The sequence below is a fragment of the Nostoc sp. ChiQUE01b genome (genome assembly GCF_034531255.1).
Taxonomy (GTDB): domain Bacteria; phylum Cyanobacteriota; class Cyanobacteriia; order Cyanobacteriales; family Nostocaceae; genus Nostoc.
Genome location: NZ_JAVRBM010000015.1, coordinates 53,772 through 79,614, shown reverse-complemented (window position 1 = coordinate 79,614; position 25,843 = coordinate 53,772). Strand labels below are relative to the sequence as shown.

At 42.6% G+C, this 25,843-nt stretch carries 23 protein-coding genes and 1 pseudogene; 16 read left to right on the top strand and 8 right to left on the bottom strand.

From position 1 onward, the window contains the following. Positions 1-81 precede the first annotated feature (81 nt). The 6 genes from RMY63_RS12695 (at position 82) to RMY63_RS12670 (ending at position 8,262) form a co-directional block, all read left to right on the top strand. Positions 82-2,688, top strand: coding sequence for a BamA/TamA family outer membrane protein (locus RMY63_RS12695; protein ID WP_322729038.1), 2,607 nt, complete (start codon positions 82-84; stop codon positions 2,686-2,688). A 287-nt stretch (positions 2,689-2,975) separates the two neighbouring features. Continuing rightward, positions 2,976-3,824, top strand: a complete 849-nt coding sequence (gene lpxC / locus RMY63_RS12690) for a UDP-3-O-acyl-N-acetylglucosamine deacetylase (protein WP_322729037.1) — start codon at positions 2,976-2,978, stop codon at positions 3,822-3,824. Between the two features lie 97 nt (positions 3,825-3,921). Continuing rightward, a complete protein-coding gene (gene fabZ, locus RMY63_RS12685) occupies positions 3,922-4,452 on the top strand; it encodes a 3-hydroxyacyl-ACP dehydratase FabZ (RefSeq protein ID WP_322729036.1) in 531 nt (176 codons plus the stop codon). A gap of 312 nt (positions 4,453-4,764) precedes the next feature. Beyond that, entirely contained in the window at positions 4,765-5,583 is an 819-nt protein-coding gene (gene lpxA / locus RMY63_RS12680; protein ID WP_194046773.1) for an acyl-ACP--UDP-N-acetylglucosamine O-acyltransferase, read from the top strand. Positions 5,584-5,693: 110 nt separating this feature from the next. Then, positions 5,694-6,848 (top strand): lipid-A-disaccharide synthase, encoded by a 1,155-nt coding sequence (gene lpxB / locus RMY63_RS12675; protein ID WP_322729035.1) that lies wholly within the window; start codon positions 5,694-5,696, stop codon positions 6,846-6,848. 148 nt (positions 6,849-6,996) lie between these two features. Beyond that, positions 6,997-8,262 carry a DNA cytosine methyltransferase gene (locus RMY63_RS12670; RefSeq protein WP_322729034.1) on the top strand — a complete coding sequence of 422 codons (1,266 nt, stop codon included), beginning with the start codon at positions 6,997-6,999 and terminating at the stop codon, positions 8,260-8,262. Positions 8,263-8,321: 59 nt separating this feature from the next. Here the strand turns inward: RMY63_RS12670 and RMY63_RS12665 are convergent, their stop codons facing one another. The 6 genes and pseudogenes from RMY63_RS12665 to RMY63_RS12640 all read right to left on the bottom strand — a co-directional run bounded on the left by RMY63_RS12665 (position 8,322) and on the right by RMY63_RS12640 (position 12,308). Beyond that, on the bottom strand, positions 8,322-8,531 hold the full coding sequence (locus RMY63_RS12665) for a DUF6887 family protein (protein WP_322729033.1): 210 nt from the start codon (positions 8,529-8,531) through the stop codon (positions 8,322-8,324). A gap of 31 nt (positions 8,532-8,562) precedes the next feature. Continuing rightward, on the bottom strand, positions 8,563-9,528 hold the full coding sequence (locus tag RMY63_RS12660) for an aldo/keto reductase (RefSeq protein ID WP_322729032.1): 966 nt from the start codon (positions 9,526-9,528) through the stop codon (positions 8,563-8,565). Between the two features lie 382 nt (positions 9,529-9,910). Continuing rightward, a pseudogene (locus RMY63_RS12655) lies at positions 9,911-10,048 on the bottom strand (type II toxin-antitoxin system HicA family toxin); the annotation flags it as partial. A gap of 82 nt (positions 10,049-10,130) precedes the next feature. Then, positions 10,131-10,346, bottom strand: a complete 216-nt coding sequence (locus RMY63_RS12650) for a type II toxin-antitoxin system HicB family antitoxin (protein ID WP_322729031.1) — start codon at positions 10,344-10,346, stop codon at positions 10,131-10,133. Positions 10,347-10,437: 91 nt separating this feature from the next. Further along, positions 10,438-11,601 carry a hypothetical protein gene (locus RMY63_RS12645; RefSeq protein ID WP_322729030.1) on the bottom strand — a complete coding sequence of 388 codons (1,164 nt, stop codon included), beginning with the start codon at positions 11,599-11,601 and terminating at the stop codon, positions 10,438-10,440. 185 nt (positions 11,602-11,786) lie between these two features. Further along, a complete protein-coding gene (locus RMY63_RS12640; protein ID WP_322729029.1) occupies positions 11,787-12,308 on the bottom strand; it encodes a hypothetical protein in 522 nt (173 codons plus the stop codon). A gap of 241 nt (positions 12,309-12,549) precedes the next feature. Here RMY63_RS12640 and nfi point away from each other — a divergent pair, with 241 nt between their 5' ends. The 3 genes from nfi (at position 12,550) to RMY63_RS12625 (ending at position 15,971) form a co-directional block, all read left to right on the top strand. Further along, positions 12,550-13,215, top strand: coding sequence for a deoxyribonuclease V (gene nfi, locus RMY63_RS12635; protein ID WP_322729028.1), 666 nt, complete (start codon positions 12,550-12,552; stop codon positions 13,213-13,215). A 111-nt stretch (positions 13,216-13,326) separates the two neighbouring features. Beyond that, positions 13,327-13,875: an FHA domain-containing protein gene (locus tag RMY63_RS12630; RefSeq protein ID WP_322729027.1), complete on the top strand. Its 549-nt coding sequence runs from the start codon at positions 13,327-13,329 to the stop codon at positions 13,873-13,875. A 137-nt stretch (positions 13,876-14,012) separates the two neighbouring features. After that, complete coding sequence (locus RMY63_RS12625) at positions 14,013-15,971, top strand: FHA domain-containing protein (protein WP_322729026.1); 1,959 nt, start codon at positions 14,013-14,015, stop codon at positions 15,969-15,971. Here the strand turns inward: RMY63_RS12625 and RMY63_RS12620 are convergent. Next, a complete protein-coding gene (locus tag RMY63_RS12620; protein ID WP_322729025.1) occupies positions 15,963-16,238 on the bottom strand; it encodes a hypothetical protein in 276 nt (91 codons plus the stop codon). The two genes, RMY63_RS12625 and RMY63_RS12620, sit on opposite strands and share 9 nt — an antisense overlap. A 243-nt stretch (positions 16,239-16,481) precedes the next feature. Here RMY63_RS12620 and RMY63_RS12615 point away from each other — a divergent pair, with 243 nt between their 5' ends. The 4 genes from RMY63_RS12615 to RMY63_RS12600 all read left to right on the top strand — a co-directional run bounded on the left by RMY63_RS12615 (position 16,482) and on the right by RMY63_RS12600 (position 20,264). Beyond that, positions 16,482-17,228 (top strand): class I SAM-dependent methyltransferase, encoded by a 747-nt coding sequence (locus RMY63_RS12615; RefSeq protein ID WP_322729024.1) that lies wholly within the window; start codon positions 16,482-16,484, stop codon positions 17,226-17,228. Positions 17,229-17,386: 158 nt separating this feature from the next. Further along, the gene (locus RMY63_RS12610; RefSeq protein WP_322729023.1) at positions 17,387-17,917 is read left to right on the top strand and encodes a hypothetical protein; all 531 of its coding nucleotides are present in this window, start codon (positions 17,387-17,389) and stop codon (positions 17,915-17,917) included. Positions 17,918-18,039: 122 nt separating this feature from the next. Beyond that, on the top strand, positions 18,040-18,162 hold the full coding sequence (locus RMY63_RS12605; RefSeq protein ID WP_322729022.1) for a hypothetical protein: 123 nt from the start codon (positions 18,040-18,042) through the stop codon (positions 18,160-18,162). Between the two features lie 335 nt (positions 18,163-18,497). Then, complete coding sequence (locus RMY63_RS12600) at positions 18,498-20,264, top strand: tetratricopeptide repeat-containing protein (RefSeq protein ID WP_322729021.1); 1,767 nt, start codon at positions 18,498-18,500, stop codon at positions 20,262-20,264. An 83-nt stretch (positions 20,265-20,347) separates the two neighbouring features. Here the strand turns inward: RMY63_RS12600 and RMY63_RS12595 are convergent, their stop codons facing one another. Then, positions 20,348-20,845 (bottom strand): pentapeptide repeat-containing protein, encoded by a 498-nt coding sequence (locus RMY63_RS12595; protein WP_292870337.1) that lies wholly within the window; start codon positions 20,843-20,845, stop codon positions 20,348-20,350. Positions 20,846-21,036: 191 nt separating this feature from the next. On the opposite strand from RMY63_RS12595, the gene gcvT reads away from it, so the two are divergent. From gcvT to gcvP, 3 genes are all read left to right on the top strand, one after another. Beyond that, positions 21,037-22,173, top strand: coding sequence for a glycine cleavage system aminomethyltransferase GcvT (gene gcvT, locus RMY63_RS12590; protein WP_322729020.1), 1,137 nt, complete (start codon positions 21,037-21,039; stop codon positions 22,171-22,173). Positions 22,174-22,298: 125 nt separating this feature from the next. Beyond that, positions 22,299-22,688: a glycine cleavage system protein GcvH gene (gcvH, locus tag RMY63_RS12585; protein WP_322729019.1), complete on the top strand. Its 390-nt coding sequence runs from the start codon at positions 22,299-22,301 to the stop codon at positions 22,686-22,688. A 177-nt stretch (positions 22,689-22,865) separates the two neighbouring features. Then, positions 22,866-25,778 carry an aminomethyl-transferring glycine dehydrogenase gene (gene gcvP, locus RMY63_RS12580; protein WP_322729018.1) on the top strand — a complete coding sequence of 971 codons (2,913 nt, stop codon included), beginning with the start codon at positions 22,866-22,868 and terminating at the stop codon, positions 25,776-25,778. Positions 25,779-25,843 lie beyond the last annotated feature (65 nt).

The window sequence follows — 25,843 nt, the reverse complement described above, 5'->3', positions numbered from 1 at the left end:
TTATGTTTTGAGTTTTACCTTTGGCATAACGGCATTATTGCCTTGTGATGGTGTGTGGTCGTGAAGAGGAATATAAGTAAAATGCGTTTATCTCCCGTATTGCTGGCAGCAGTAGCAATTGCAGCCCCATTAGGTGGCTCATTGAGTGCGAATGCAGAAACCGCCAACAATTCCAAACAGTCAACAGAAGTTTTGACACTAGAAAAAAATCAGCACTCAGAAAAGGACACTGGTCAGGTTAACTCCAGTAAAAGTCTAGAATCTCAACCTAAATCTATAGCAACTTTAGAGGCACAGCGTCTAGAATCCCGCGTCGTCGCAATTTACCCTGTCAACCCAGCAGCAAGCGCGACCCCAAAGGGAATTGTGCCAACCTCCACAACATCAACAACTGCACAAACCCCTGAAATTAATCCTAGTCCTACTCAACAGCCGTCTCCGGCTCCAGACATTCCACCGCCAGAAATTCAACAACCAACGCTTTCTCCAACTCCTGAGACCACTCCAGTTCCAGAAAATCTCAATCCACCGACAACGGAACCTTTATTACCCACAACTCCAGAACCATCAACCGCTCCAGACATTTCCCCCCCAGCTAGTCAACAAAGAACACCTGCGCCATTCCCAGGCGCTACTCCCAGTCCGCAGAATGTTAATCCACCAACAACTCCGGGCAATACTCCATTCCCAGGCACTACTCCCAGTCCGCAGAATGTTAATCCACCAACAACTCCGGGCAATACTCCATTCCCAGGCACTACTCCCAGTCCGCAGAATGTTAATCCACCGACAACTCCAGGTAATACTCAACCCAACACAGCCCCAGAAGCCAACGATCCCCGCGTACTGGTATCGGAAGTAGTAATTAGATCCCAGGCTGGTCAACTATCACCAGAACTGGAAAGCCAAGTTTACAGAGTAATTCGTACCCAACCAGGACAAACAACCACCCGCAGCCAACTGCAAGAAGATATTAACGCCATCTTTGGTACTGGCTTCTTCTCCAACGTCCAAGCTGCGCCAGAAGATACCCCCTTGGGAGTGCGGGTGAGCTTTGTTGTGCAACCTAACCCCATCCTCAATAAAGTAGAAGTGCAAGCCAATCCTGGTACTGGTGTCGCTTCTGTACTACCAGCTAATACTGTAGATGAAGTCTTTCGGGAGCAGTATGGCAAAATCCTCAACTTGCGTGACTTGCAAGAAGGCATCAAGCAGTTAAACAAACGGTATCAAGACCAAGGTTACGTCCTAGCCAACGTGATTGGAGCGCCACAAGTCTCTGAAAGTGGAGTTGTTACCTTACAAGTCGCAGAAGGGGTAGTAGAGAATATTAGAGTCCGGTTCCGCAATAAAGATGGTCAGGAGACAGACGAAAAGGGACAACCAATTCGGGGACGGACACAGGATTACATCATTACCCGAGAAGTGGAGTTGAAGCCAGGACAAGTATTCAATCGCAACACAGTGCAAAAAGACCTACAGCGCGTGTATGGACTGGGACTGTTTGAAGATGTGAATGTGTCCCTTGACCCTGGTACTGACCCTAGCAAGGTGGATGTAGTCGTGAATGTAGCTGAACGCAGCAGTGGTTCTATTGCGGCTGGGGCAGGGATTAGTTCTGCTAGCGGACTTTTTGGAACAGTTAGCTATCAACAGCAAAACCTGAACGGTAGGAACCAAAAACTGGGGACAGAAATACAGGTGGGAGAACGAGAACTGCTGTTTGACGTGCGGTTTACCGACCCCTGGATTGCAGGAGATCCTTACCGGACTTCCTACACAACCAATATTTTCCGCCGCAGTTCTATTTCGTTGATTTTTGATGGTCAAGATGAAGACATTAGGACGTTTAATCCAGGTAATCCCACCGATGTAGATTCTCAGGATCGCCCCCGCATTCTCCGTCTAGGTGGTGGTGTCACCTTTACCCGTCCTCTCTCTGCCAATCCTTATAAAACTTCCGTCTGGACTGCCTCAGCGGGTTTACAGTATCAACGAGTTTCTGCCCGTGATGCTGATGGCAATCTTAGAAAAACAGGAGCGGTATTTGATGATGATACTGGAAACCGCATCAGTGATGAAATTCCACTGACTCTCTCTAGCGGCGGTCAAGACGATTTACTATTGTTTCAAGTAGGGGCACAGCGCGATCTCCGTAATAACCCCCTGCAACCCACTAGCGGTTCTTATCTCCGCTTTGGAATCGATCAGTCAGTCCCAGTGGGACTAGGCAACATCTTCCTTACCAGATTCCGGGGTAGCTACAGCCAATATTTACCCATTAAGCTGATTAGCCTCAGCAAAGGGGCACAAACCTTAGCATTTAACCTGCAAGCAGGAACCATCCTCGGTGACTTGCCTCCCTACGAAGCTTTTACCCTTGGAGGTAGCAACTCCGTCCGGGGTTATGAAGAAGGAGCATTAGGTAGTGGACGCTCTTATGTGCAAGCATCAGTTGAGTATCGGTTTCCAGTTTTTTCAGTAGTTAGTGGCGCACTATTTTTTGATCTCGGCAGTGACCTGGGAACTAGTACTAGGGCTGCTGAAGTGTTGAACAAAAATGGCAGTGGCTATGGTTATGGTCTTGGCGTTCGCGTCCAGTCTCCACTGGGGCCAATTCGGATTGACTACGGTATCAACGATGATGGTGATAGCCGGATTAATTTCGGTATTGGCGAAAGATTTTAATTTGTCATTAGTCATTAGTCATTGGTGAGCCAGTGCGGTCTTGGGGGTTTCCCCCATGAGTAACTGGCGTTAGCGCAGCGTTAGCGACGCAGGAGCGTCACCCGGAGGGTCATTAGTGAATAACAAAGGACTAATGACAATTCTCTTTCTTAATCAGCTTGCTAATTTTTACATTTACCTCAATACTGTTCCAATAAAGGGATTAATGAGATTTTTCAGGGAATATCAGGGATTTTACCAAAACAGACGATGAACAATATTAAAGGAAATATATTGACTTTTCGGCTATGCAACAGCACACTCTAGCAGCCCAAATCACCCAAATAGGGGTGGGATTGCATAGCGGTGTGAATACCCAAGTGCGGATACTACCAGCTGAGGCGGGAAGTGGACGCTACTTTGTGCGGGTGGATTTACCGGATTTGCCGATAATTCCAGCCCAAGTTGCAGCAGTTAGTCACACTGTTCTCTCAACTCAGTTGGGTAAGGGTGAGGTATATGTTCGCACGGTAGAGCATTTGTTGGCAGCACTTTCGAGTATGGGTGTGGATAATGCCCGGATTGAAATTGATGGGCCAGAAGTCCCACTTTTGGATGGTTCAGCAAGTGTGTGGACAGCCAATATTGCCCAAGTTGGCTTAGTCTCACAACTCGTTAACAACCAAGTTTCCTTGGCTATTACAGAACCAATATGGGTCTATCAAGGGGATGCCTTTGTATGTGCCCTCCCAGCACCAGAAACCCGCTTTAGTTATGGTATTGATTTTGACCTGCCTGCCATTGGTAATCAATGGTATAGTTGGTCACTAAATGATCAGCTAGGAAAAGCTTCTGCTAGCTTTGCTACGGAAATTGCTCCTGCTCGTACTTTTGGGTTACTGCATCAAATTGAACACTTACAAAAAACAGGGTTAATTAAAGGTGGTAGTTTGGATAATGCACTCGTTTGTGGGCCAGAAGGCTGGCTAAATCCACCATTGAGATTTGCAAATGAGCCAGTCCGTCATAAAATCTTGGATTTAGTAGGAGATTTGAGTTTACTAGGGACTTTTCCTCGTGCTCATTTTTTGGCGTATAAAGCCAGTCATAATTTACACATTCAACTGGCTCAAAGAATTTTGGATTTTGGATTTTAGATTTTAGATTTGATCTAAAGTTTACATCTAGGATTATTAAGGCTTTGGATATACGCCTGCCTACCAACTTTTAGATAAAAAATCAACTACACGGCCAATGTCAATCCTCACTGAAGTGAATACCATCGATACAACTACACCTACATCTACCGAACCACAGGCTATAAATGAGACTACAATCAGTTCTGAAATTCAAACAACTTTTACATCTGAACAAATTCAGAAATTGCTACCCCACCGTTACCCATTTTTACTTGTAGACAAAATAATTGACTACGTTCCAGGTAAAAAAGCTGTTGGGGTTAAAAATGTCACTATCAACGAACCCCATTTTCAAGGACATTTCCCTGAACGTCCACTGATGCCAGGGGTGCTAATTGTTGAAGCAATGGCACAAGTTGGAGGGATTGTCCTAACTCAAATGTCTTCGGTAGAAGGCGGACTCTTCGTCTTTGCTGGTATCGATAAAGTTCGCTTTCGTCGCCAGGTCGTGCCGGGGGATCAACTAGTCATGACGGTGGAACTGTTATGGGTAAAACAACGTCGTTTCGGTAAGATGCAAGGTCGTGCCGAAGTTGATGGTCAACTTGCTTGTGAAGGGGAATTAATGTTTTCTTTAGTTAGCTAAAAGTTTGCTTTCGTGGTATGGGTATAGCCGTGAAATGCCCCTACTGAATCCTGAACAGGATAACAGTTAAAAGAAATCCACAATAGCATCTGATAATTTCTTGATTTTCGCCGCCCTCTCTACGAGACGCACTCACAAACACACTTAACTTGCTTTGCCCGACACTTTCGTTCACTGAAATACTTCACGCTCAACAACGCCAGTCGCCTTAATGGGGCGGTAGTCGGTACAACTCTCATAAAGCAGAGTAACGCGCTGCCTCAAAAACCCCGCTTGGCGCTTGATTATTAAGACAGTTCTGGAGATTCACCCTTGAAAACGCTAATTCATCCAACTGCTGTAATTCATCCGAAATCGGAACTCCACCATACAGTGCAAGTCGGTGCCTATGCTGTGATTGGAGCGCATGTCAAAGTGGGCCCTGAAACAATAATCGGCGCTCATGCAGTGCTAGAGGGGCCTTGTGAAATTGGGGCGCAAAATCAGATTTTTACAGGTGCAGCCATCGGTATGGAACCCCAGGATCTGAAGTTTGTAGGAGAACCAACCTGGGTCAAAATTGGTGATAACAACTTGATTCGTGAGTACGTTACCATTAACCGTGCTACCGGTGCTGGTGAAGCGACGGTAATTGGTGACGGTAATCTTTTGATGGCTTATGTCCATGTGGCTCATAACTGCGTCATTGAAGACCAAGTAGTGATTGCTAACTCTGTGGCGCTGGCTGGTCATGTCCATATAGAGTCACGTGCTAGGCTCAGTGGAGTTTTAGGTGTCCATCAATTTGTACATATTGGTAGACAAGCAATGGTGGGGGGTATGGCACGTATTGACCGGGATGTGGCCCCATATATGCTGGTGGAGGGAAATCCAGCGCGGGTGCGAACCCTCAATCTTGTCGGACTCAAACGGTCTGGTATGGACTCAGCAGATTTACAAATGCTAAAAAAAGCCTTCCGCATTCTCTACCGTTCTGATTTGTCTTTTAAGGATGCTTTGGAACAGTTGGAATTGTTAGGGGATAGCGAAGAATTGCAGCATTTGCGACGCTTCCTTCTACTTTCTCAAATGCCTGGAAGACGTGGCTTGATTCCGAGTAAAGGGAAAAAAGGCGCAAGTGATGAATCGTAAATTATGAGTTATGAGTTATGAGTTAGGAGTGAGGAGTTAAATTTTTAACTCCTAACTATTCACTGCTAACTCCTAACTATTCACTGCTAACTCCTAACTTTAATTATCAAATGCGGATATTTATCAGCACTGGTGAAGTATCTGGCGATTTACAAGGGTCACTGCTAATTTCAGCGCTGAAGCGTCAAGCTGTGGCGATTGGGTTGAAATTAGAGATTGTAGCGCTGGGTGGCGAAAAAATGGTAGAGGCTGGGGCAACTCTGCTGGGAAATACCAGTAGTATTGGCTCAATGGGTATTCTAGAAGGGCTGCCTTATGTTTTACCGACTCTTCAGGTGCAACGTCAGGCGATCGCTTCCTTAAAGCAAAATCCACCTGATTTAGTAGTGCTGATCGATTATATGACTCCCAATCTGGAAATTGGGACTTATATGAAACAGCATCTACCAGATGTGCCTGTGGTGTATTATATTGCTCCCCAAGAGTGGGCTTGGTCAATAAGTTTGCGTAGAACTAACCGGATTGTTGGTTTTACAGATAAGCTGTTGGCAATCTTTCCACAAGAAGCCCGTTACTTTCGCGAAAAAGGTGCAAAAGTTAGTTGGGTGGGACATCCTTTGGTTGACCGAATGCAAGATGCTCCTAGTAGGGAAGCAGCTCGTGCAACACTGGGGATTGCACCAGAAGAAATTGCGATCGCCCTCCTCCCCGCCTCTCGCCGCCAAGAATTAAAATATCTTTTACCAGTAATTTTTCAAGCTGCCCAAACTATTCAAGCTAAATTACCTGAAGTTCGTTTCTGGATTCCCCTGTCGCTGGAAGTCTATAGACAGCCAATTGAAAAGGCTATTGAGCGTTACGGTTTGCGGGCGACAGTTATATCAGGTCAACAAATGGAAGTTTTTGCCGCAGCTGATTTAGCCATTAGCAAATCTGGTACTGTCAACCTAGAACTTGCTCTGTTAAATGTGCCGCAAGTTGTAATTTATCGCCTTAGTGCTCTGACTGCTTGGATAGCTCGGAAAATCCTCAAAGGTTCAATAACCTTCGCATCACCACCTAATTTAGTCGTGATGAAGCCGATTGTGCCAGAATTTTTACAAGAGCAAGCCACAGCAGAGAATATTATCCAAGCAGCGATGGAACTGCTACTCAATCCCAGTCGCAGAGAGCAAACTTTGCTAGATTATGAAGAAATGCGGCAAAGTTTAGGAGAAGTTGGGGTTTGCGATCGTGTTGCTCAAGAAATTTTGCAAATGCTATGAGGGACTGGGGATTGGGGACTGGGGACTGGGGACTAGGAACTGGGAAAATTTTGTATATTTAATACTCTATACTTAATACCCAATTCCCAATCTCTAATCCCCAATACCCAATACCCAATCCCCAGTCCCTAATCCCTTTAGAGGTGTCATGGCTTATGAGATGAGAAAACAAAGAGCGATCGCAGTTGACTTATTCGCTGGCGCGGGCGGTATGACTCTTGGCTTTGAGCAAGCTGGTTTTGATGTGCTGGCGTCTGTGGAAATCGACCCGATTCACTGTGCAACACATGAGTTTAACTTCCCTTATTGCTCAGTGTTATGTAAAAGTGTTGTGGATACAACCGGAGAAGAAATTAGGAATCGGTCTGAGATTGGCGATCGCGAAATTGATGTGGTAATTTGTGGCTCACCATGTCAAGGATTTTCTCTAATTGGGAAACGGGCTGTTGATGATCCCCGAAATTCTTTGGTGTTTCACTTTCATCGGCTGGTTTTTGAGCTAAAACCAAAATTCTTTGTGATGGAAAATGTTCGGGGAATCACGGTTGGCGAACATAAACAAATCCTCCAAATCTTAATTAGTGAATTTAAAATATCTGGCTATAAAGTAGAAGAAAATTACCAAATTCTCAACGCTGCAAATTACGGAGTACCACAGTCCCGCGAGAGATTATTTCTTATAGGCGCAAGAGAGGATGTAGAGTTACCAAAATATCCTCAGCCGATTACTAAACAAGCTTTGCTAAATAATTTAAATTCTAAAAAAATATCTGATATTCCATTGAGTCCTACAGTATGGGATGCAATTGGAGATTTACCTAAAATAGAAAAGTATTCTGAGTTACTAACAAGAGATTGGGTTGTTGCAGACTACGAAAAGCCTAGTAACTATGCTCTTGTACTTCGCGGTCTCAAATGCTTAGACGATGATTATTCTTACAAACGAGAATATGATTTGCGAATACTTTATTCAAGTTTAAGAACAAAACATTCTGCGGAAACGATTCAACGTTTTCAGGAGACTCAACAAGGCGAGAGAGAAAAAATTAGTCGTTTTTATAAGCTACATCCTGGTGGTGTCTGTAATACTTTAAGAGCCGGAACAGATAAGTATAGGGGTTCTTTCACATCTCCGAGACCGATTCATCCATCTACGCCGCGCTGTATCACGGTCAGGGAAGCGGCGAGATTGCATTCTTACCCCGATTGGTTTAGATTTCATGTAACCAAATGGCACGGATTTCGACAAGTTGGTAACTCTGTACCACCGTTACTAGCAAAGGCTGTAGCGACAGAAATTATTCGCAATTTGAATATTTCACCTTTTAAGCCGAGTTTGGGATACAAGTTGCCAGAGGAGAAGCTATTACAGTTTAATATGTCGCAAGCGGCACAATATTATCAGTGTGATTAGTAAGTTTTAATATCTGCAAGATTTCACTATCTAAACCCATCGTCAAACCTTTCAACTAATTAGACAGCCTCTCCACTACTACCCAGTTTTTTCTTGAGTATTTCTTCCATTGCCCTCAAATCCTCGTTAGTTTCAGGGAATGGATATGTCGGACTATTAGGATTTCCCCGTTTGATTAATGCCTTGATCGCTTCATCATCTTCACGATGAGCTAAAATATATTCTCTAAGTTCTTGACGGGATATTTTACTAAAGTCGGGCTTCGTCATCGTTAAACCCCCATTTTTATGGCGATCTGTACTAAGTCCAAGCACGGAAGAATGTACTATCTTCCCAGATATTAGCGGTTCGTTGTGCGATCGCTGTCAATTCTTCCTTTTTAAGAGGCACAAAAGCCCGCGCTATCTTGACATTATTCTCTAATTGTGCAACTGTCTCTGCTGCAATTACACAACAATGAACTCCAGGCTGAGACAGTGTGTAACCTAAAGCTTCCTCCATACCTGTCAACCCACCTGATTTAAACAGCCGACCATAAGCCGGGACTTTCATCGCAATCACGCCGACATTTTTTTCTTGAGCAACTGGTAAAACTACCGGGATAAATGGACGTGGGTGGTGTTTATCGGCGGCATTCACAGGAATCAGTGTAGTGTGGAAAGGATAGCGACGTAACCCTTCGGCAATTACTTGAGGGTCGTGATGTCCGGTAATACCAGCAAAACGCACCAGTTTTTGTTGTATGGCTTCTTCTAAAGCTTTAATTGCGCCTGATGGACTAAAGATGGTATCGAGTTCTTCGGAAAAAGAAACGTGATGCAACTGCCACAAATCGAGATAATCTGTATTGAGACGTTTAAGCGATCGCTCCAATTCTCGCCATGCACCATCGCGATCTCTTTTATCAGTCTTGCTTGCTATAAATACATTTGAGCGATGAGGTGGTAGCACTTTTCCTAAATAATCTTCACTCGGCCCATAACTAGGTGCTGTATCAAAATAGCGAATGCCAAGTTCCAACGCTCTTTGAATAATTGCTGTAGCATCACCCTCTTTTCCTTCCCAGGATAGCGGCGTTTGTCCTGCTCCTCCTAACCCGAAGATCGGGAGTTTTACTTCCGTGCGTCCCAGCCCTCTTTGTGGCATAGTTGCTGGCGGTGTTGCGGTGTTGGTAGTATTTTGCTGTAAAGCATTAGTTGCCACAATACCTCCAGTTACAGCAATGCTGGTAATTAGGAAATTACGCCGCGTTTTTCCTTCTGTCATGATTGGCTTCAAGGGCGAAATTATTTTTATTATAAATTCTAGCTAGGGATAATTAATCTCAGAAAGCAAAATTACTGATAGATTAGGGACACTCCGAAAGCGCTGATCGTTTAGTTAAAAAAGTAGAGCATTGAGCCAAAAGTGCTGTTGCTGCATGGATAGCATCTGGTAATTTAATGTTAATACTGGCACGCAGTTGAGCAGCTTCAATTAATTAGTGTCAAAATATCGCATTTGATCGGGATAGGTAAGAATAAGAGCGATGCCTACGACGGCAAGCTACGCACTGCTTTTTCTAGTTTAGCTTTGGGTGCGATGCCTTCTCTACGACACGCTACGCGTAGCAAGATCCCGAAGGGTACGGCGGGTTACGCCTATGCGCTCACAAGTTTTCTATAAACTCTTCAGGTGTAACTTTTGCTTGCTTAAGAACACCACTGAGTGTGCCAACTTTTAACTCGCGGTGGAGTGGTACAACACAAACAATTTCTCCTTCGAGAGTTGGTTTTTTAAGTACAACATGACTACCAGTTTATCTAGTTTGAATAAATCATAAACGCTCTAATACACGAATTGCCTCATTGCCTAATATTCTTGGCAATCTAGGCATAGCTGACCTCTATACTTGTTACAAATCTCGGACTAGTATCAGTGTCTAGGAAAGGACATTCTTCTAGATATAGCCTTGTAGCTTCTTTAAGATTAGCAAGAGCTTCTTCAATTGTTTTACCTTGGTCAATTGTGCCGATTTCAGGACATTCAGCAACATACATATCTTCTTCTTTGTGAAGAATAGCAGTTAATGTTTTGGTTTTCATAGGGTTTTATTTTGATAGGGATAGTTGAGTGATGCCTATGGCGGCAAGCTACGCACTACTTTTTCTAGTTTAGTGCTGAGGTGCGATCGCATTACTTATTACCAAAGGAATTTTTCTCAGCGTAGTTAAGATTTTTCTGATATTCTATGATTTTTTGTTGAGCTACTACATAATTTGGGCTAGAAGATGGCACAGTTTTCATAAGTGCGATCGCAGCTTGCCACTGACTCACAACTGTTTTCCACTCATCTGGAGATTTCGCTGATTGAGTCAGATTAGCTGCATTAATTGCTTTACTTACTGCCTCTCGAAATGTATCAGCTTTAAGTAACACAGTCGGCAATTCTGAAGTCACTGGTGAGGGTGTAACTAATACAGGCTTTGATGGTATTTGTGTTGAACTTTTAGAAGTTAGCGGGAATATTTCTACAAATCTTGAAGAAAAGTATATTCCTAGAGAAATTGAAAATATTATAAAAACGAACAACAACTTTTTATTTAAATTACGATCCTTCCATCGATAGGTCTCGATAATTGTACTTTTTTCATTATTCGATAAAGTATTGGATTTTATTGTGTGAAAACCAATTTCTCCACGCAATCTATTAAGTTCTTTCTCTGTATTTAAATTAATGGTTGATTCAGTTGTATACTTTTCTTTATTGCCAGAATAAGCAGATATTATTCGGTGTCTTACCAAATATTCAATTTGATAAATAAATGCGCCAGTAGAAATATATAATAATCCAAATATTAATATGATATTATTGATATTTTCTATTTGTGTATAGTATTCAATTTGTCTGTCGTAACTAGGATAAAATAATGGTAGAAGTATTGTAGAAAAGAAAGCTGCTATCAATGTAGAAATTGCAATTACAAGCCAAGCGTACAATCCTTCCCACCAACTCATTATTCCTGGTAATAATCCTTGTGTTCTACCTATTTCGGGTGCTTGAATTTCTGATCCAAACCGACTAATAAGTAAGTGTAAGCAGTGATGAGTCAAAGAAATTATCGGAATTGGAGATAAGATTAATAATATTGTAAATATAATAAATAATTGCGGGCTGTGTACAAAATATACGATGTTATAGCCTACCTTTCCAGTATTTTTGACTACAAATATAATAAGTCTCAAAAATAGAGTCAAAATCAATGCTTTTAACCAAGAACTAGGATAAGGAAACCATAATGGCCAGTAAAACTTTTGTAGTTCTTGCTTAGTAACGTCCTGATTGTTCGGCTGTTTCATAACCAATAAATGCAAAAAATTGATAAATTATTGTCTATCTTATGGTTGAGCATCTACACCTATAAGCAACATTGTCAGAAATTTTATATTTCTATATTTAAATTTTAGTTAGATTTGTTATATTTCTATATAAAAATCCAGGCATGAGACTTTTTTCTAGATGATTACATAAGGTAAATGAAATACTAACGTTCCTTGGTAATCACAGAACTACCATTAGTAATGCTTACTTTTTGAATAAATACGTCACTACAAGATGATAAAATATCAGTGCTGATTTGATTAGCAATAAACTCAAAATCTTGATTTGTTAATCCTCGTGCAGTATCGCCACTTAAATTAATAAAAATAGTTAAAAGTTGAGATTCACTACAAGACTCTTCATTATCTACTGCTTCTACTTCAGCTTCTGCTATGCTCAAATCAAACTCTTGACTCCAAGCTGGAAACTCCTTATCTGTTTGTTGTCCATAAACTCTCACTATTTCAACAGATGCAGCCCCTAAAGCCGTTAACCCTTTGCGGATAAATGCAACTAAAATTTGCTGATTTGGTACTTCGGCAGATTCTAGCATTACCTCCAAGCAAGCATCTTTAAAGACAACTTTTGCAACAATTCCTTTGGGGTGTAGGTGGCGGTTCATCAGAAATGCGATCGCCTCTACATCCCCCTGTTTTGCAAGTTCTAGAATATTTGGCTGTGTCATAACCAGTAAAAGAGAAAATCTAGAAAAATAAACTTATATTCTCAGGATTCCCTCTTGACAGCCTGAAGTAACATGATGATGAAAGATATCAGCTAACTTGGGCTAAAATATTTAGTATAAAGATAGTCATTCACAGACTTTTGCAAAAATATATTTTCCCGGCATCAACATCAAAAAATCTTGTTTTTGTGCTTACCAAATTAACAAGATTAAAATTAATCAGTTAATTGCAATTTTCAATATGAAGTTTTATCGAGATCATGCTTGGCCTTCGACGCTAGAAGAAGCCATAGTTATCCAAGAAACGCTGCAAAATCAAGTAATTACTGAAGATCAACTGCAAGAACCTATCCAGTACGTTGCTGGAGTAGATATGGGTTTTGAAGCTGATGGCACAATTAGCCGTGCAGCTGTCGCCGTGCTGAGTTTTCCTGATTTGCAAGTAATCGAGACAAGCCTAGCACATCGTCCGACAACCTTTCCTTATGTTCCTGGGTTCCTTTCATTTCGGGAAATTCCAGCTGTTCTTGATGCCCTGGAAAAGATTAAAACAACACCAAATATTATCTTGTGTGATGGTCAGGGAATTGCTCATCCCCGCAGATTAGGCATAGCTAGCCATTTAGGGTTACTTATAGATATGCCGACAATTGGTGTAGCTAAGTCCAGGTTGATAGGTAAGCATGAAGAATTAGCAGAAACTAAAGGTAGCAGACAACCACTGATATATAACGGTGATACCATTGGGGCAGTTTTGCGATCGCGCACAGGAGTAAAACCTCTGTACATCTCCAGTGGTCATCGAATTAGTTTACCGACAGCGATTGACTATGTATTACGTTGCACGCCCAAATATCGGCTACCAGAAACTACACGCATCGCAGATAAATTAGCGTCGGCAAAATAAAGCTTGTTGAAGTTTTTTCTAAATACTTGCTTGCATTGACTCAATCGTGTTAGGAATCGCACAGAAAGAAGTTGAAATAGCTAACCAAATACGAGTTCCGAAGTTAGAACAATGAACGCACTAACTTTACAGTGGTACGATGCAGGTCAAGATAAAACTCAGAACATTTACGAACAACAGCCAAGTCAAAATCCTGGCACTGTCCGCATCGGTCGCGACCCCCTGCGGTGTGATATTGTTCTGAGTCATCCTACTGTCTCTGGACTGCACATTGAAATATTTTTTCATCACCAGCAACAACGCTTTTACATTAGGAATTTGCGATCGCAAAATCCCCCCGTTGTCGATGGACGGCAATTAGTCCAAGGTGAAATGCCTTTAACTGAGGGTACTAATATTTCTTTGGGACAAATAAAACTCAATGTTACAAGCGTTTCTACAGGTAGCATTCCAGTAACAATTTTGCTACCACCCAATCCAGCAATAAATCTCGAACATCACCATCACCCACCAACACCCCCCGCACCACCGCCAGGAGTTTATGGCTTAGAATGCCCCAAATGTCATAAAGTTTCCCCAGCAGAGAATCTACAAATTGGCTGTCATTGGTGTGGGACATCTTTAGCTGCGGCTGTAAGTGTGTTGGTAGTTAGGAGTTAGGAGTAGAGACGCGATTAATCGCGTCTGTACAAGAGTGACAAGTAGAGACTGGAGAAGAGTTTTTTTCATGCCCAATGACAAATGACAAATGACAAATGACAAATGCCAAATGACAAATGACAAATGACAAATGACAAATGACAAATGACTTACAAATCCAATTGAGTTGGGAAGAACCAGCGACGGGTGAACGGCGAGAACCACTGTTAAATATGCCGATCGCTTTTGGTCGAGAATTTGCTCGCTTACCTGCTGAACTCAGGGGAGTACGCGTTTCTCGGATGCTGCTTAATAGTAATGAAGTTTCTCGCTACCATGCCCTAATTGACTGGGAACAAGACCATTTAGTAGTGATTGACCAAGGCAGTGTTAACGGTGTCTATGTCAATGGTCAAGCACAAACGCGCAGTGTTCTGGTTAATGGTGATACGTTACAAATTGGCCCATATTTGATCGCGGTGACATTTGGCGCTAGCGCCTCTGCACCAGATACCAGCCCCCCTTCAACGATTCACTTCAATGCAAATACCAATCGTCCAGACCCCAGCTTGGCTGTAGTTCAGCCGCTAACGCCTGTGGTAAGTAATTTCCCGCCATTGGCGTTTCAGGCACAAAAGGTCTCTGTGCAAGCACTTCATGCTACAGGATTAGCAGTAGATGAATCTGATTATCTAGCGATCGGGGCGGGATTGGGTAGCTTTTTATGGGCTGATTTGCTGCGAATTAGTGGTGTGCGTGCTGCCAAAATTGTGGCTTTGGGATTAGAGGCGGAACCTTATGCTCGTTACAAACGCCTTTGTCTGAATTCGCAAATTCCCTTATATGAAAGATTGCGTTCTAATTCTGACTCTTGTCCTGATAATATTTGGGGTTGGCCTAGTTATGCCTTGCGTGAAGCTTGGGGTGACTTAGCTAAGGGAGAGATAAAGTCAGCATTCAAGTATTTGTGGCAAGTGTTTGCTGAACCAACATTTGCAGAAACTTATACTCCCCGTGCAGGTAATGTCTTTGATTCCATAGATAGGGAGACGAAGCGCATAGGCTGGAATCAAATTTATCGCTATGGGCGAGTTAGGGTAATTCGCAAAACTGATGATGGCAGGTATTGTGTAGCCTATTCTCGCGGCCCAGGAAATTATGCTTTTTTAGTTAGTCGTTATTTACATTTAGCTACTGGGTATCCAGCAATTCAGTTTCTTCCAGATTTGCAAGCTTATAGAGAAAAATATCAAGATTTTAAATCTGTTGTCAATGCTTATGAAGCCCACGATCATGTTTATGAGCAACTAGAGCAACATGGTGGTACAGTATTGATTCGGGGGCGGGGAATTGTGGCTTCGCGGATTGTGCAGCGGATTTATGAAGCTAGAAAGCGAAATCGGAATATTGCAGTTTTGCATTTAATGCGATCGCCTAAACCCCAAGGCAACAAATTTCAAAGAGCCACGCGCCTAGTCAAAAATCATTACGAATTTCAACCCTTTAACTGGCCAAAAGCTTGTTGGGGCGGCGAACTCCGGGCAATGTTAGAAAAAGCCACCCCCGATGAACGTAAGCGTTTACTAGCAGACTGGGGTGGAACTACCACCGCCGACCGCCACGACTGGCAGCAAATTACTGCCCAAGGGTTAAGCGAAGGCTGGTATCAAATTACCTTCGGTGAAGTGCTGGATGTGGAACGAGATGCCCAAAACCGGACTATTACCCGTATCCGAGAGCAAAGCTTTGGGGAAATGAAATTACTAGCTGATTTTATTGTTGATGCTACCGGATTGGATGCCAAGGTAGATGCCAATCCCCTGCTAGCAGATTTGGTGAAACATTACAACCTGCCAGTGAACCACCTGGGGCGATTGACTGTAGCGAACAATTTTGAATTGGTAGAAATGCGTAGTGATAGAGGTCAAATGTATGCGGCTGGGGCTATTACTTTAGGTGGCCCTTATGCAGCAGTTGATAGTTTTTTGGGCTTGCAATACGCTGCATTAGTCGCCGTTGATGGACTCGCCGCCGCGCGTGCGCCTGGAGTTCAAAGGTTGAATGTTGTAAGTTCCTTTGGGCAGTGGTTGAAGTGGGTGTTAAATCAGTCACCTTAGTATTAGGAGACAGGGGGCAGGAGGGATAGAGTATTTATTTGGCTGTTTTGAGTAGCAAATCCCAACTTCGAGGCTAAAAGGTGCAACTTCGAGGATAAAAGGCGCAGCGTTGAGGATAAAAGGCGCAACTTCGAGGATAAAAGGCGCAACTTCGAGGTTCAGAGGCTCAACATTGAGGTTCAAAGGTGCAATGTCGAGGTTCAAAGGCTCAACATTGAGGCTAAAAGGTGCAACGTCGAGGTTCAGAGGCTCAACATTGAGGTTCAAAGGTTCAACGTCGAGGTTCAGAAGCTCAACTTTGAGGTTCAGAGGCTCAAGTGCGATCGCTTATAAACTGCAACACTACTTAATGTTGTCATCACAAATTTATTTTTATTTAGCTAAAGAGTTAAAAATGAACAACTGGTATTTTAATTTCTAGCATTTCACTTTTTTGTTAAGAAAGATGTGACTAATGCATAGCACCCCAGCATCGAATAGGAAGAATGGGATAATTACTCTAATTTACTATTGGTTGAGGATCTGACGACTGAGCTATATGATACTATTGGCGGTGTTTACGAGCAGTTTAAAACTGTAGCCACATTGCCGATCGCCGAAAAATTTACACTATTTAAGATTCTTGGTAATGTTCAAGGGAAAACCATTCTAGACTTAGCCTGCGGTACTGGCTTTTATAGCAGATTGTTGAAAGAACAAGGAGCTGCAAAAGTTGTTGGTGTAGACATCTCAGAAGAAATGGTCAACGTTGCACGCCAGCAAGAGATAAAAAATCCACTTGGAAATGAATATCAAGTATTAGACATTGCCAAACTTCACAAGCTTGGCAGTTTTGATTTAGTTACTGCCATTTATCTTCTTAATTATGCAGAAAACAAAGAGCATCTACTACAGATGCTTTGTAATATCCGCAGGAATCTAGCGTCAAACGCGCGTCTTGTTGCCATGACGGTTAATCCAAATTTCTCTTGGAAGAAATCAAGTTCGACAAAGTATGGACTTACCGTACTCAAACAAGAACCTTTGTCAGAAGGCTTTTATTCTGAAACTGAGCTTCACACAAATCCACCATTTATTATTAAATACTTTGGTTGGAGTCAATCTACTTATGAATGGGCTGTAACACAAGCCGGGTTTAAGAAGTTTTCATGGCATCCTATAGAAATTCCAAAGCAAGCAATAGAACAGTACACAGAAGATTACTGGCAAGATTTTTCAGACAATTGCTTAATCATCGGTCTAAGTTGTGAGAATTAACCTGATTTTTCATGGGAAGTTCTCATCCTAGTACAGTACGGCGTAAATAAGCAGACCAGCAGTATTTCTAATTGTCGCGCTTTGTTATCGGACAGCGCAATCCTAATCTCTTTCTAGAAAGAGAAATATATCTTTATAAATGGTTTAGATTAGCGATTATGAACCTTAAAGATATATCCCCAAATTTCCCTCGTCGTCAAGTTCTCAAAACTGCTCTCACTTTTGTGACGGGCTTAACCACGACATCACTGTTATCTTTTTTGATGACTAAATCCACAAAGCCAGCACAAGCAATTGTTGTGCAACGACCAAATGAATTTGAACTTGAGGGTAAAGGTACTTACATCAAATATTCAATTCTCAATGGAGTGCCACAACTTGATTACAAAACTAAAAATATTTCTGAACATTTCAGTGGCGATCAAATTCAGACATTAGCTACTGATATCGGTACACTACTAACGATAATTATTCGCAGACCACCAAACCCTGATTTGGGAGGAAATATAGTTAAACTAAGCTTACTCTTACCAATTATCAACCTACTGATCGGGACTAGAGAAACTCCTGTTCAAACCGAAGCCATTATAACTACTGAAAGAACATCAGGAATTATTCGTACTCCCCTGTTTGGACAATTACAGTCATATCAAACTATAGTACTCACCGGAACCGCGAGATACCGCTAGATAGGGTCTAATTTCTCAAATTAATTCTTTTGGAAAACAAATTATCAATTATCCTTTGACTTGTATACGGTTCGGTTAAGAATATTTGCAGCGATCGCTATCAATTCTAACTTTAAATGGCGATGTCTGACGACAAGCCGCTGCGCGTCTACACTTTCTGTTATTTCTTCTTTGCCGCCCTTTGCGTCTTTCGCAGTTCAATTCTCATGCTAAGTGAGAAAGTGCGATCGCGCCCTCATATCTAAAGTACGGTGAAAAATAGAGCATAGGCGTAGCCGGTTGTAGATATCATCTAGCCGTTTTGAGTTCCAAACTCGAAACAGCTAGGTTCAGAAGCCTAACTTTCACTCTCAGAGGCTAAAGTGGCAATGTCAATGGTATTTTTAGCCCAAACAGAGGAGACTTCCAAATAAGTAAGTCGGTGCAATAAAATCAAATATGTAAAGAAAAGTTAACTAGGCTAAAACCCTCTTCGCTCCTGCCTCCTGCTTCCTACCTCCTGCCTTCTCTCAACGATAAATTTTCCCACCCAGCTACTTACAGACAAAGGTACAATAAAAATAAATTTCACAAGCTGTTTATGCAATGGGCTAATTTTCTAGCCAAAGAAGCTGCTATTAACGGCTTATCTCTAGAGCAAACAGCAGCTTTTGCAAAATACTTTCAGACAGAAAACTTAGGTAGAACTAAAGCTAAACTTGCCAGCGAATTAAACGTTGATATTGCTGCTTTTACAAAGTGGGTGGGTGAGGTGTATGACAAGTTTGCTCAGAATAATCCTGAATTAGCGACTTTCAACAATCGAGACAAACTAGAAAAGTTACAAGCTTACCTGAGTGCAAAATATAATAGCGAATTGGATGTCCTTAAACCATTGGCGGCGATGAAATTATTCAAATCGCTAGTGGTTCGGCAACGACTGCAACAAGAAGCTTGGGTTGCCAGAAGAATTTGTAAATTTTTGGGATATTTGCCTTTACCGTTAGAGTTAGTGGGACGATATTTGAATAAAATGCCTGATTTGTCTCTGGAAACACTGCTGAAGCGGCTAGAGAAGAAACGAGTGGAACATGAACCAGTAGTCAATGCTAACTCATTGATGCCTGATGAATACGGTGTAGCTGAAATTTTTGAATTGAGTTGGGAACAGTTGGATGAAAATGCCCAAAGCTTTAGCTGTTTGCTAAGTTTGTGTGCTTTAGCTGATATTCCCCTATCTGTTGAGACAATAGAAGATAACAAAAAACAACAACTCAACGATAAAGCCATAGCCGATTTACTGGAATTGCATTTGCTACAACAGAAAAGTAAAGGAATTTATCGTTTAAATCCACAGATTCGACAACTTTTACAAGTTAAGTTGGATAAGTCAAGTGAGGCGGATGAAGCAAAAACTAAATTTGCAGCCATGATCTTAGAGGTAGCAAAGCTAATTCCGCAACAGCTTAACGCTGAAGATATTTTCAACCTCACTCCACATATCCCGCACATTACAGAAGTTGCAACCCACCTATCCGAATATCTGAGCGATGAAAATCTAATCCCTCTGTTTACCAAATTAGCCTGGTTTTATCAAAGTCAAGGACTTTATCAGCAAGCAGAACCTTGGTTGCAACGATGTTTAGAACTAACTCAAAATCGTCTTGGTTTAGAACATATTGATGTCGCCACTAGTTTGAATAATTTAGCATTACTCTACGAAACTACAGGACGCTACAGGGAAGCCGAACCCTTGCTTGAGCAAGCTTTAGCACTGAGAAAACGCCTGCTAGGAGAAGAACATACTGATGTCGCCACTAGCCTGAGCTATTTAGCATTAATCTACGAATATACAGGGCGCTATAGTAAAGCCGAACCTTTGTATCAGCAAGCTTTAGAACTGTGGAAACGCCTAGTGGGAGAAGAACATCCCCATGTTGCCACGAGTCTGAACAATTTAGGAGCATTGTACTGTTATACAAGACGCTACAGCGAAGCTGAACCCTTGCTCAAGCAAGCATTAAAACTGAGAAAACGCCTGCTGGGAGATAACCATCCCGATGTTGCCACCAGCCTGAACAATTTAGCACAGCTTTACGAATCTATAGGAAGTTACAAGCAAGCCGAACCTTTGTATCAGCAAGCTTTAGAACTGAGTAAACGGCTGCTGGGAAATAACCATCCTGATGTCGCCATTAGCCTGAACAATCTAGCAACACTTTACCGTTATACAAGACGCTACAGCAAAGCCAAACCCTTATTTGAGAAAGCTTTAAAAATTTGTGAACGGACTTTAGGTGTAAGTCATCCTACAACTATGACGATTCGGGCAAATTATGCCAGCTTTTTAAGAGAAGCATATCACTAGCGATCGCCTCCGGCACGCTGCGCCTAATTCGTAAGTCCTGAAAAAAATATTCCCCTCTCCACTAGCGAAGAAGGGGTTAGGATTTATTTACATCCTAAAGACTTGCGAGTATCCACACCAGTTTTAGAATTCACACCACTTGCTTTCACACAAAGCTTTTTCACTTGTATACCATCTAAAATCGCATTCGTAAAATCAGTACCTGTGATATCCACGCCATCAAAAGTAGAACGCAACATCATTGCATCAGTCAACACAGCATCACTTAAATCAGCATCCTTAAACCTTGTTAAATAGGCTATGCCTTCACTAAAATCAGCACCATGCAGATTTACTCCCTCCAATACGCTACTGTTAAATACGCCACCACGTAAGTCAGCATTGCTAAAATTAGCATTCTCTAATTTGAGATTGGTAAACTCAGTACCAATTAAACTTTGACCAGAGTAATCCTTGCCCTTAAGTTCATCATTACCCACAGAACGGGTAATACTAGAAGAACTTGCAGCTTGTGCCGATAGGGGAAACAAAAAAAGAACCATAGCTAAGACAAAGCTAGCTAACAGCCGCCAATATTTCATAATCTCTTCTTAATAAATCTCAACACTTCCACCATTAACTATTAAACCTTACAGAAGGGGACAAAGGGGATGAGGGGGATGAGGGAGAATAACTAATGCCCTGTTTGGCCCAATTCAATACATAAAGACTGTAAAACTAGAAAGCATCTCGTAGGATGATAGATGTTGAGGTGCGATCGCAATAATTACCTGTGGCTAATCAAGAAGACAACGCCCAATCTCTGGCGCGAACCCCCTTATATCAACTGGGTGTAGAACTCAAAGCACGCCTTACCAGCTTTGGCGGCTGGGAAATGCCTGTGCAATTTAGTGGAATTAGCCGCGAACACGAGGCTGTAAGAAATACAGCTGGAATGTTCGATATTTCCCACATGGGCAAATTTACCCTCCAAGGTAAAAACCTGATTTCTCAACTCCAGCCACTAGTGCCTTCCGATTTGAGTCGTTTGCAACCCGGTCAAGCACAATACACCGTATTGTTAAATCCCCAAGCGGGAATTATTGACGACATCATTGTTTATTATCAAGGTGAAGACACCAGTGGTACACAAAAGGTATTCATCATAGTCAATGCCGCAACCTCCAGTAAAGATAAAGCATGGCTATTGCAACACCTTGACCTAGATAAGTTGCAATTCCAAGACCTTTCACCAGATAAAGTCTTAATTGCCGTGCAAGGGCCAAAAGCGATTAAATATCTCCAGCCATTAGTGCAAGAAGACTTACAACCAATCAAAGCCTTCGGACATTTAGAAGCAACTCTACTAGGTAAACCTGCCTTCTTAGCCCGTACGGGTTACACCGGAGAAGATGGCTTTGAGGTGATGGTAGACCCGGATGTGGGAGTAGAATTGTGGCAAACTCTCCATAAAGCTGGTGTTATCCCCTGTGGACTCGGTGCGAGAGATACTCTGCGCCTAGAAGCGGCGATGGCACTTTACGGACAAGATATCGATGACATCACCACACCCTTAGAAGCAGGTTTGGGGTGGCTAGTTCATTTAGATACTAAAGGCAATTTTATTGGTCGGGAAGTTTTAGCACAACAAAAAGCCACTGGAGTACATCGCCGATTAGTAGGTTTGCAAACCCAAGGACGCAACATTGCCCGTCATGGCTATCAAGTGTTATCCGCAGGTAAAGTTGTGGGAGAAGTTACTAGTGGCACACTGTCACCGACACTTGGTTATCCTATTGCCTTAGCTTACATTCCCACCCAGCTAGCAACTGTCGGTCAGCAGCTAGAAGTTGAAATTCGTGGCAAAGCTTATCCAGCAGTTGTAGTTAAACGTCCCTTTTATCGGTCAAAAAATCGTGTTACCAACTGATAAGCGCCGAGGTTTTTGAGGAATAATGTGTTGTGAGTTATTCAATCTACACTCAGGTTCATTACCAGATATGACTTGGATGACTGTTAGGGAAATAATTTTTTTGATAAGGGAGAGGAAGTGATATGTCTTTTGAATATCCTCAAGATTTCAGATACCTGGATTCTCATGAATACGTGCGAATCGATGGTGAAATTGCCACCATTGGCATTACTGAGTTTGCCGTACATGAATTAGGTGATATCGTCTTTTTGGAACTGCCAGAAATTGGCGACGCTCTTACTAGGGGAGAAAACTTTGGCACAATTGAATCAGTGAAAGCCGTTGAAGAACTGAATTCACCAATAACAGGCACTGTTATAGAACGCAATGAAGCCTTAATTAGTTCTCCTGAAGAAGTGTCAGAAGACCCCTACGGAGAAGGGTGGTTTTTGAAAGTACGCGTCAATGACCCTGGCGAAGTTGAGGATGCCTTGACAGCGGACGAGTATCGTGCCCAGGTGGAAGGGGAGTAGGGAGTAGGGAGTAGGGAGTGGGATGAGGGGGATGAGGAGGACAAGGTAAAATTATCTCCCTTATCTCTCATTCCACTCGAAAATAAGTCATGAAATTTAGATAAATTGAAAAGTTACACCTACTTCTCATCAGTATTTATTGCAAAATATGAAATAGTACCATCTGGAGAGTAATTTGTGGTATTAAACGCCCCTATTCTCAAGTCTAATCAGCAGCAAGTGCTGGACGAAAAAAGTCAAAAGTTAAGTAGTTTTGTGCCAAGACACATTGGCCCTAACTCCGACGATATCCAGCAAATGCTTAAGGTTCTGGGGTTTCCCACCTTGGATGCCCTAATCGACCAAACAGTTCCACAGGCAATTCGGCTGAAGCAACCGCTAAAGTTACCAGAAGCCGAAAGTGAGTATGCAGCATTGGCATCGTTAAAAAAAGTTGCTGCCAAAAATCAGGTTTTCCGTTCATACATTGGTATGGGCTATTACGACAGTATTACCCCACCTGTGATTGGGCGTAATATTCTAGAAAACCCCGGTTGGTATACTGCTTACACTCCTTATCAGCCAGAAATTGCCCAAGGGCGACTAGAAGCGCTGCTGAATTTTCAAACCTTGATTATTGACCTCACAGGTTTAGAAATTGCCAATGCTTCGTTACTTGATGAAGCCACAGCCGCTGCTGAAGCGATGAGCCTAAGCTATGGTGTTTGTAAAAATCAGGCAAATGCTTATTTTGTCTCTAGTGACTGTCATCCCCAAACTATCGACGTGTTGCAAACACGCGCTCAACCATTAGGGATTAAGATTATTGTCGGCGATCATCAAACATTTGATTTTGATCAACCAATTTTTGGGGCTGTTCTGCAATACCCTGCAAGTGATGGCACCATTTACGACTACCGCGCTTTTATAGAAAAAGCCCATGCTAAGGGTGCATTGGTGACGGTAGCAGCAGATCCTTTAAGTTTAACTTTGCTGACTCCTCCTGGAGAATTTGGCGCTGATATTGCTGTAGGAAGCACTCAGCGGTTTGGTATTCCGTTGGGGTTTGGGGGGCCTCATGCGGCATATTTTGCTACGAAGGAAGAGTATAAACGGCTGGTTCCGGGGCGAATTGTAGGAGTATCAAAAGATGCCCAAGGTAAGCCTGCATTACGTCTCGCCTTGCAAACCCGCGAACAGCACATCCGCCGCGAAAAAGCTACTAGTAATATCTGTACTGCACAGGTATTGCTGGCGGTAATGGCAAGTATGTACGCGGTCTATCATGGGCCTACTGGACTGAAGCAAATTGCCGAAAATATCCATTCTTTGACGGTGTTATTGGCAGAAGGACTGAAGCGTTTGGGTTACAGCATCAGTTCCAAAGATTTCTTTGATACGCTGCGAGTAGAACTGGGAAGACGCAATTTAAAAGATATTCTGGCAGTTAGCGAACAACTTCAAATTAACCTACAGGTTTTTGATACCACTGCTGTTGGTATTTCGCTGGATGAAACAACTACGCCAGAAGATTTAATCGACCTCTGGCAGATTTTCGCTGGTACAGATGATTTACCCTTCACTTTAGAAGACTTAACTTCTGACTCATCCTTCCATCTCCCTCTCTCGCGTACAAGTACATATCTCACTCACCCAGTTTTTAACCGCTATCACTCAGAAAGTGAGTTGTTGCGCTATTTGCACAAGCTAGAAAGCAAGGACTTGTCGCTAACGACATCGATGATTCCTTTGGGTTCTTGCACAATGAAGTTGAATGCAACTGCTGAGATGATTCCGGTAAGTTGGGAGGAATTTGGCAAGATTCATCCATTTGCACCTGCGTCGCAAACTCAGGGTTATCAAATCCTGTTTGAGCAACTTGAGGCATGGTTAGCTGAAATTACCGGGTTTGCGGGAATTTCTCTACAACCAAATGCTGGTTCTCAGGGCGAGTATGCCGGACTTTTAGTAATTCGTCAGTATCACGAAAGTCGCGGTGAAGCACACCGTAACGTTTGTTTGATTCCCACTTCCGCACACGGGACAAATCCAGCAAGTGCGGTGATGTGTGGGATGAAGGTGGTAGCTGTTGCCTGTGACTCACAAGGTAATATTGACGTTGGTGACTTGAAGGCTAAGGCAGAAAAACACAGCAATGAATTAGCTGCCTTAATGGTGACATATCCCTCAACTCACGGTGTCTTTGAGGAGCCAATTCAGGAAATCTGCGCTGTTGTCCATAGTCACGGTGGACAAGTTTACATGGATGGGGCAAATATGAACGCCCAAGTGGGAATTTGCCGTCCTGGTGATATTGGCGCGGATGTCTGTCATTTGAATCTGCACAAAACTTTCTGTATTCCTCATGGTGGTGGTGGCCCTGGTATGGGGCCCATTGGCGTTGCCTCTCATCTTGTGCCTTTTCTACCCGGACATCCTGTTGTCACTATGGACAACTCAACTCAGCACTCTAATATTGGTGCGGTTGCGGCTGCGCCTTGGGGTAGTGCTAGTATCTTGGTGATTTCTTGGATGTACATCGCCATGATGGGTGCAGATGGTTTAACCCAAGCAACTAAAGTGGCGATTCTCAACGCTAACTACATTGCCAAGAAACTGGAATCATACTATCCAGTTTTGTATCAGGGGAAAAATGGTCTAGTTGCCCATGAATGTATTTTAGATTTACGATCGCTCAAAAAATCGGCTGCGATCGAAATCGATGATGTTGCCAAGCGTCTCATGGATTATGGTTTCCATGCACCGACTGTCTCCTGGCCTGTAGGAGGTACAATCATGGTGGAACCTACAGAAAGTGAATCTAAACAAGAGTTGGATCGTTTCTGCGATGCGTTGATTTCTATTCGCCAAGAAATTGCTGAAATAGAAGTTGGCAAGGTGGATGTCCAAGATAATGTTTTGAAGAACGCACCCCACACTGCCGAAAGTCTCATCACCGGAGAATGGCAGCATCCCTATTCTCGTGAACAAGCTGCCTACCCTGCGCCTTGGACTCGTGAGTATAAATTCTGGCCTGCTGTCGGTCGCATTGATTCAGCCTTTGGCGATAGGAACTTTGTTTGTTCTTGTCTGCCAATGGATGCTTATTAAAATCAAGTGAGGAGTTAGGAGTTATAAGTTAGGAATTAAGACTCCTAACTCCTCTGCCTCTTCCC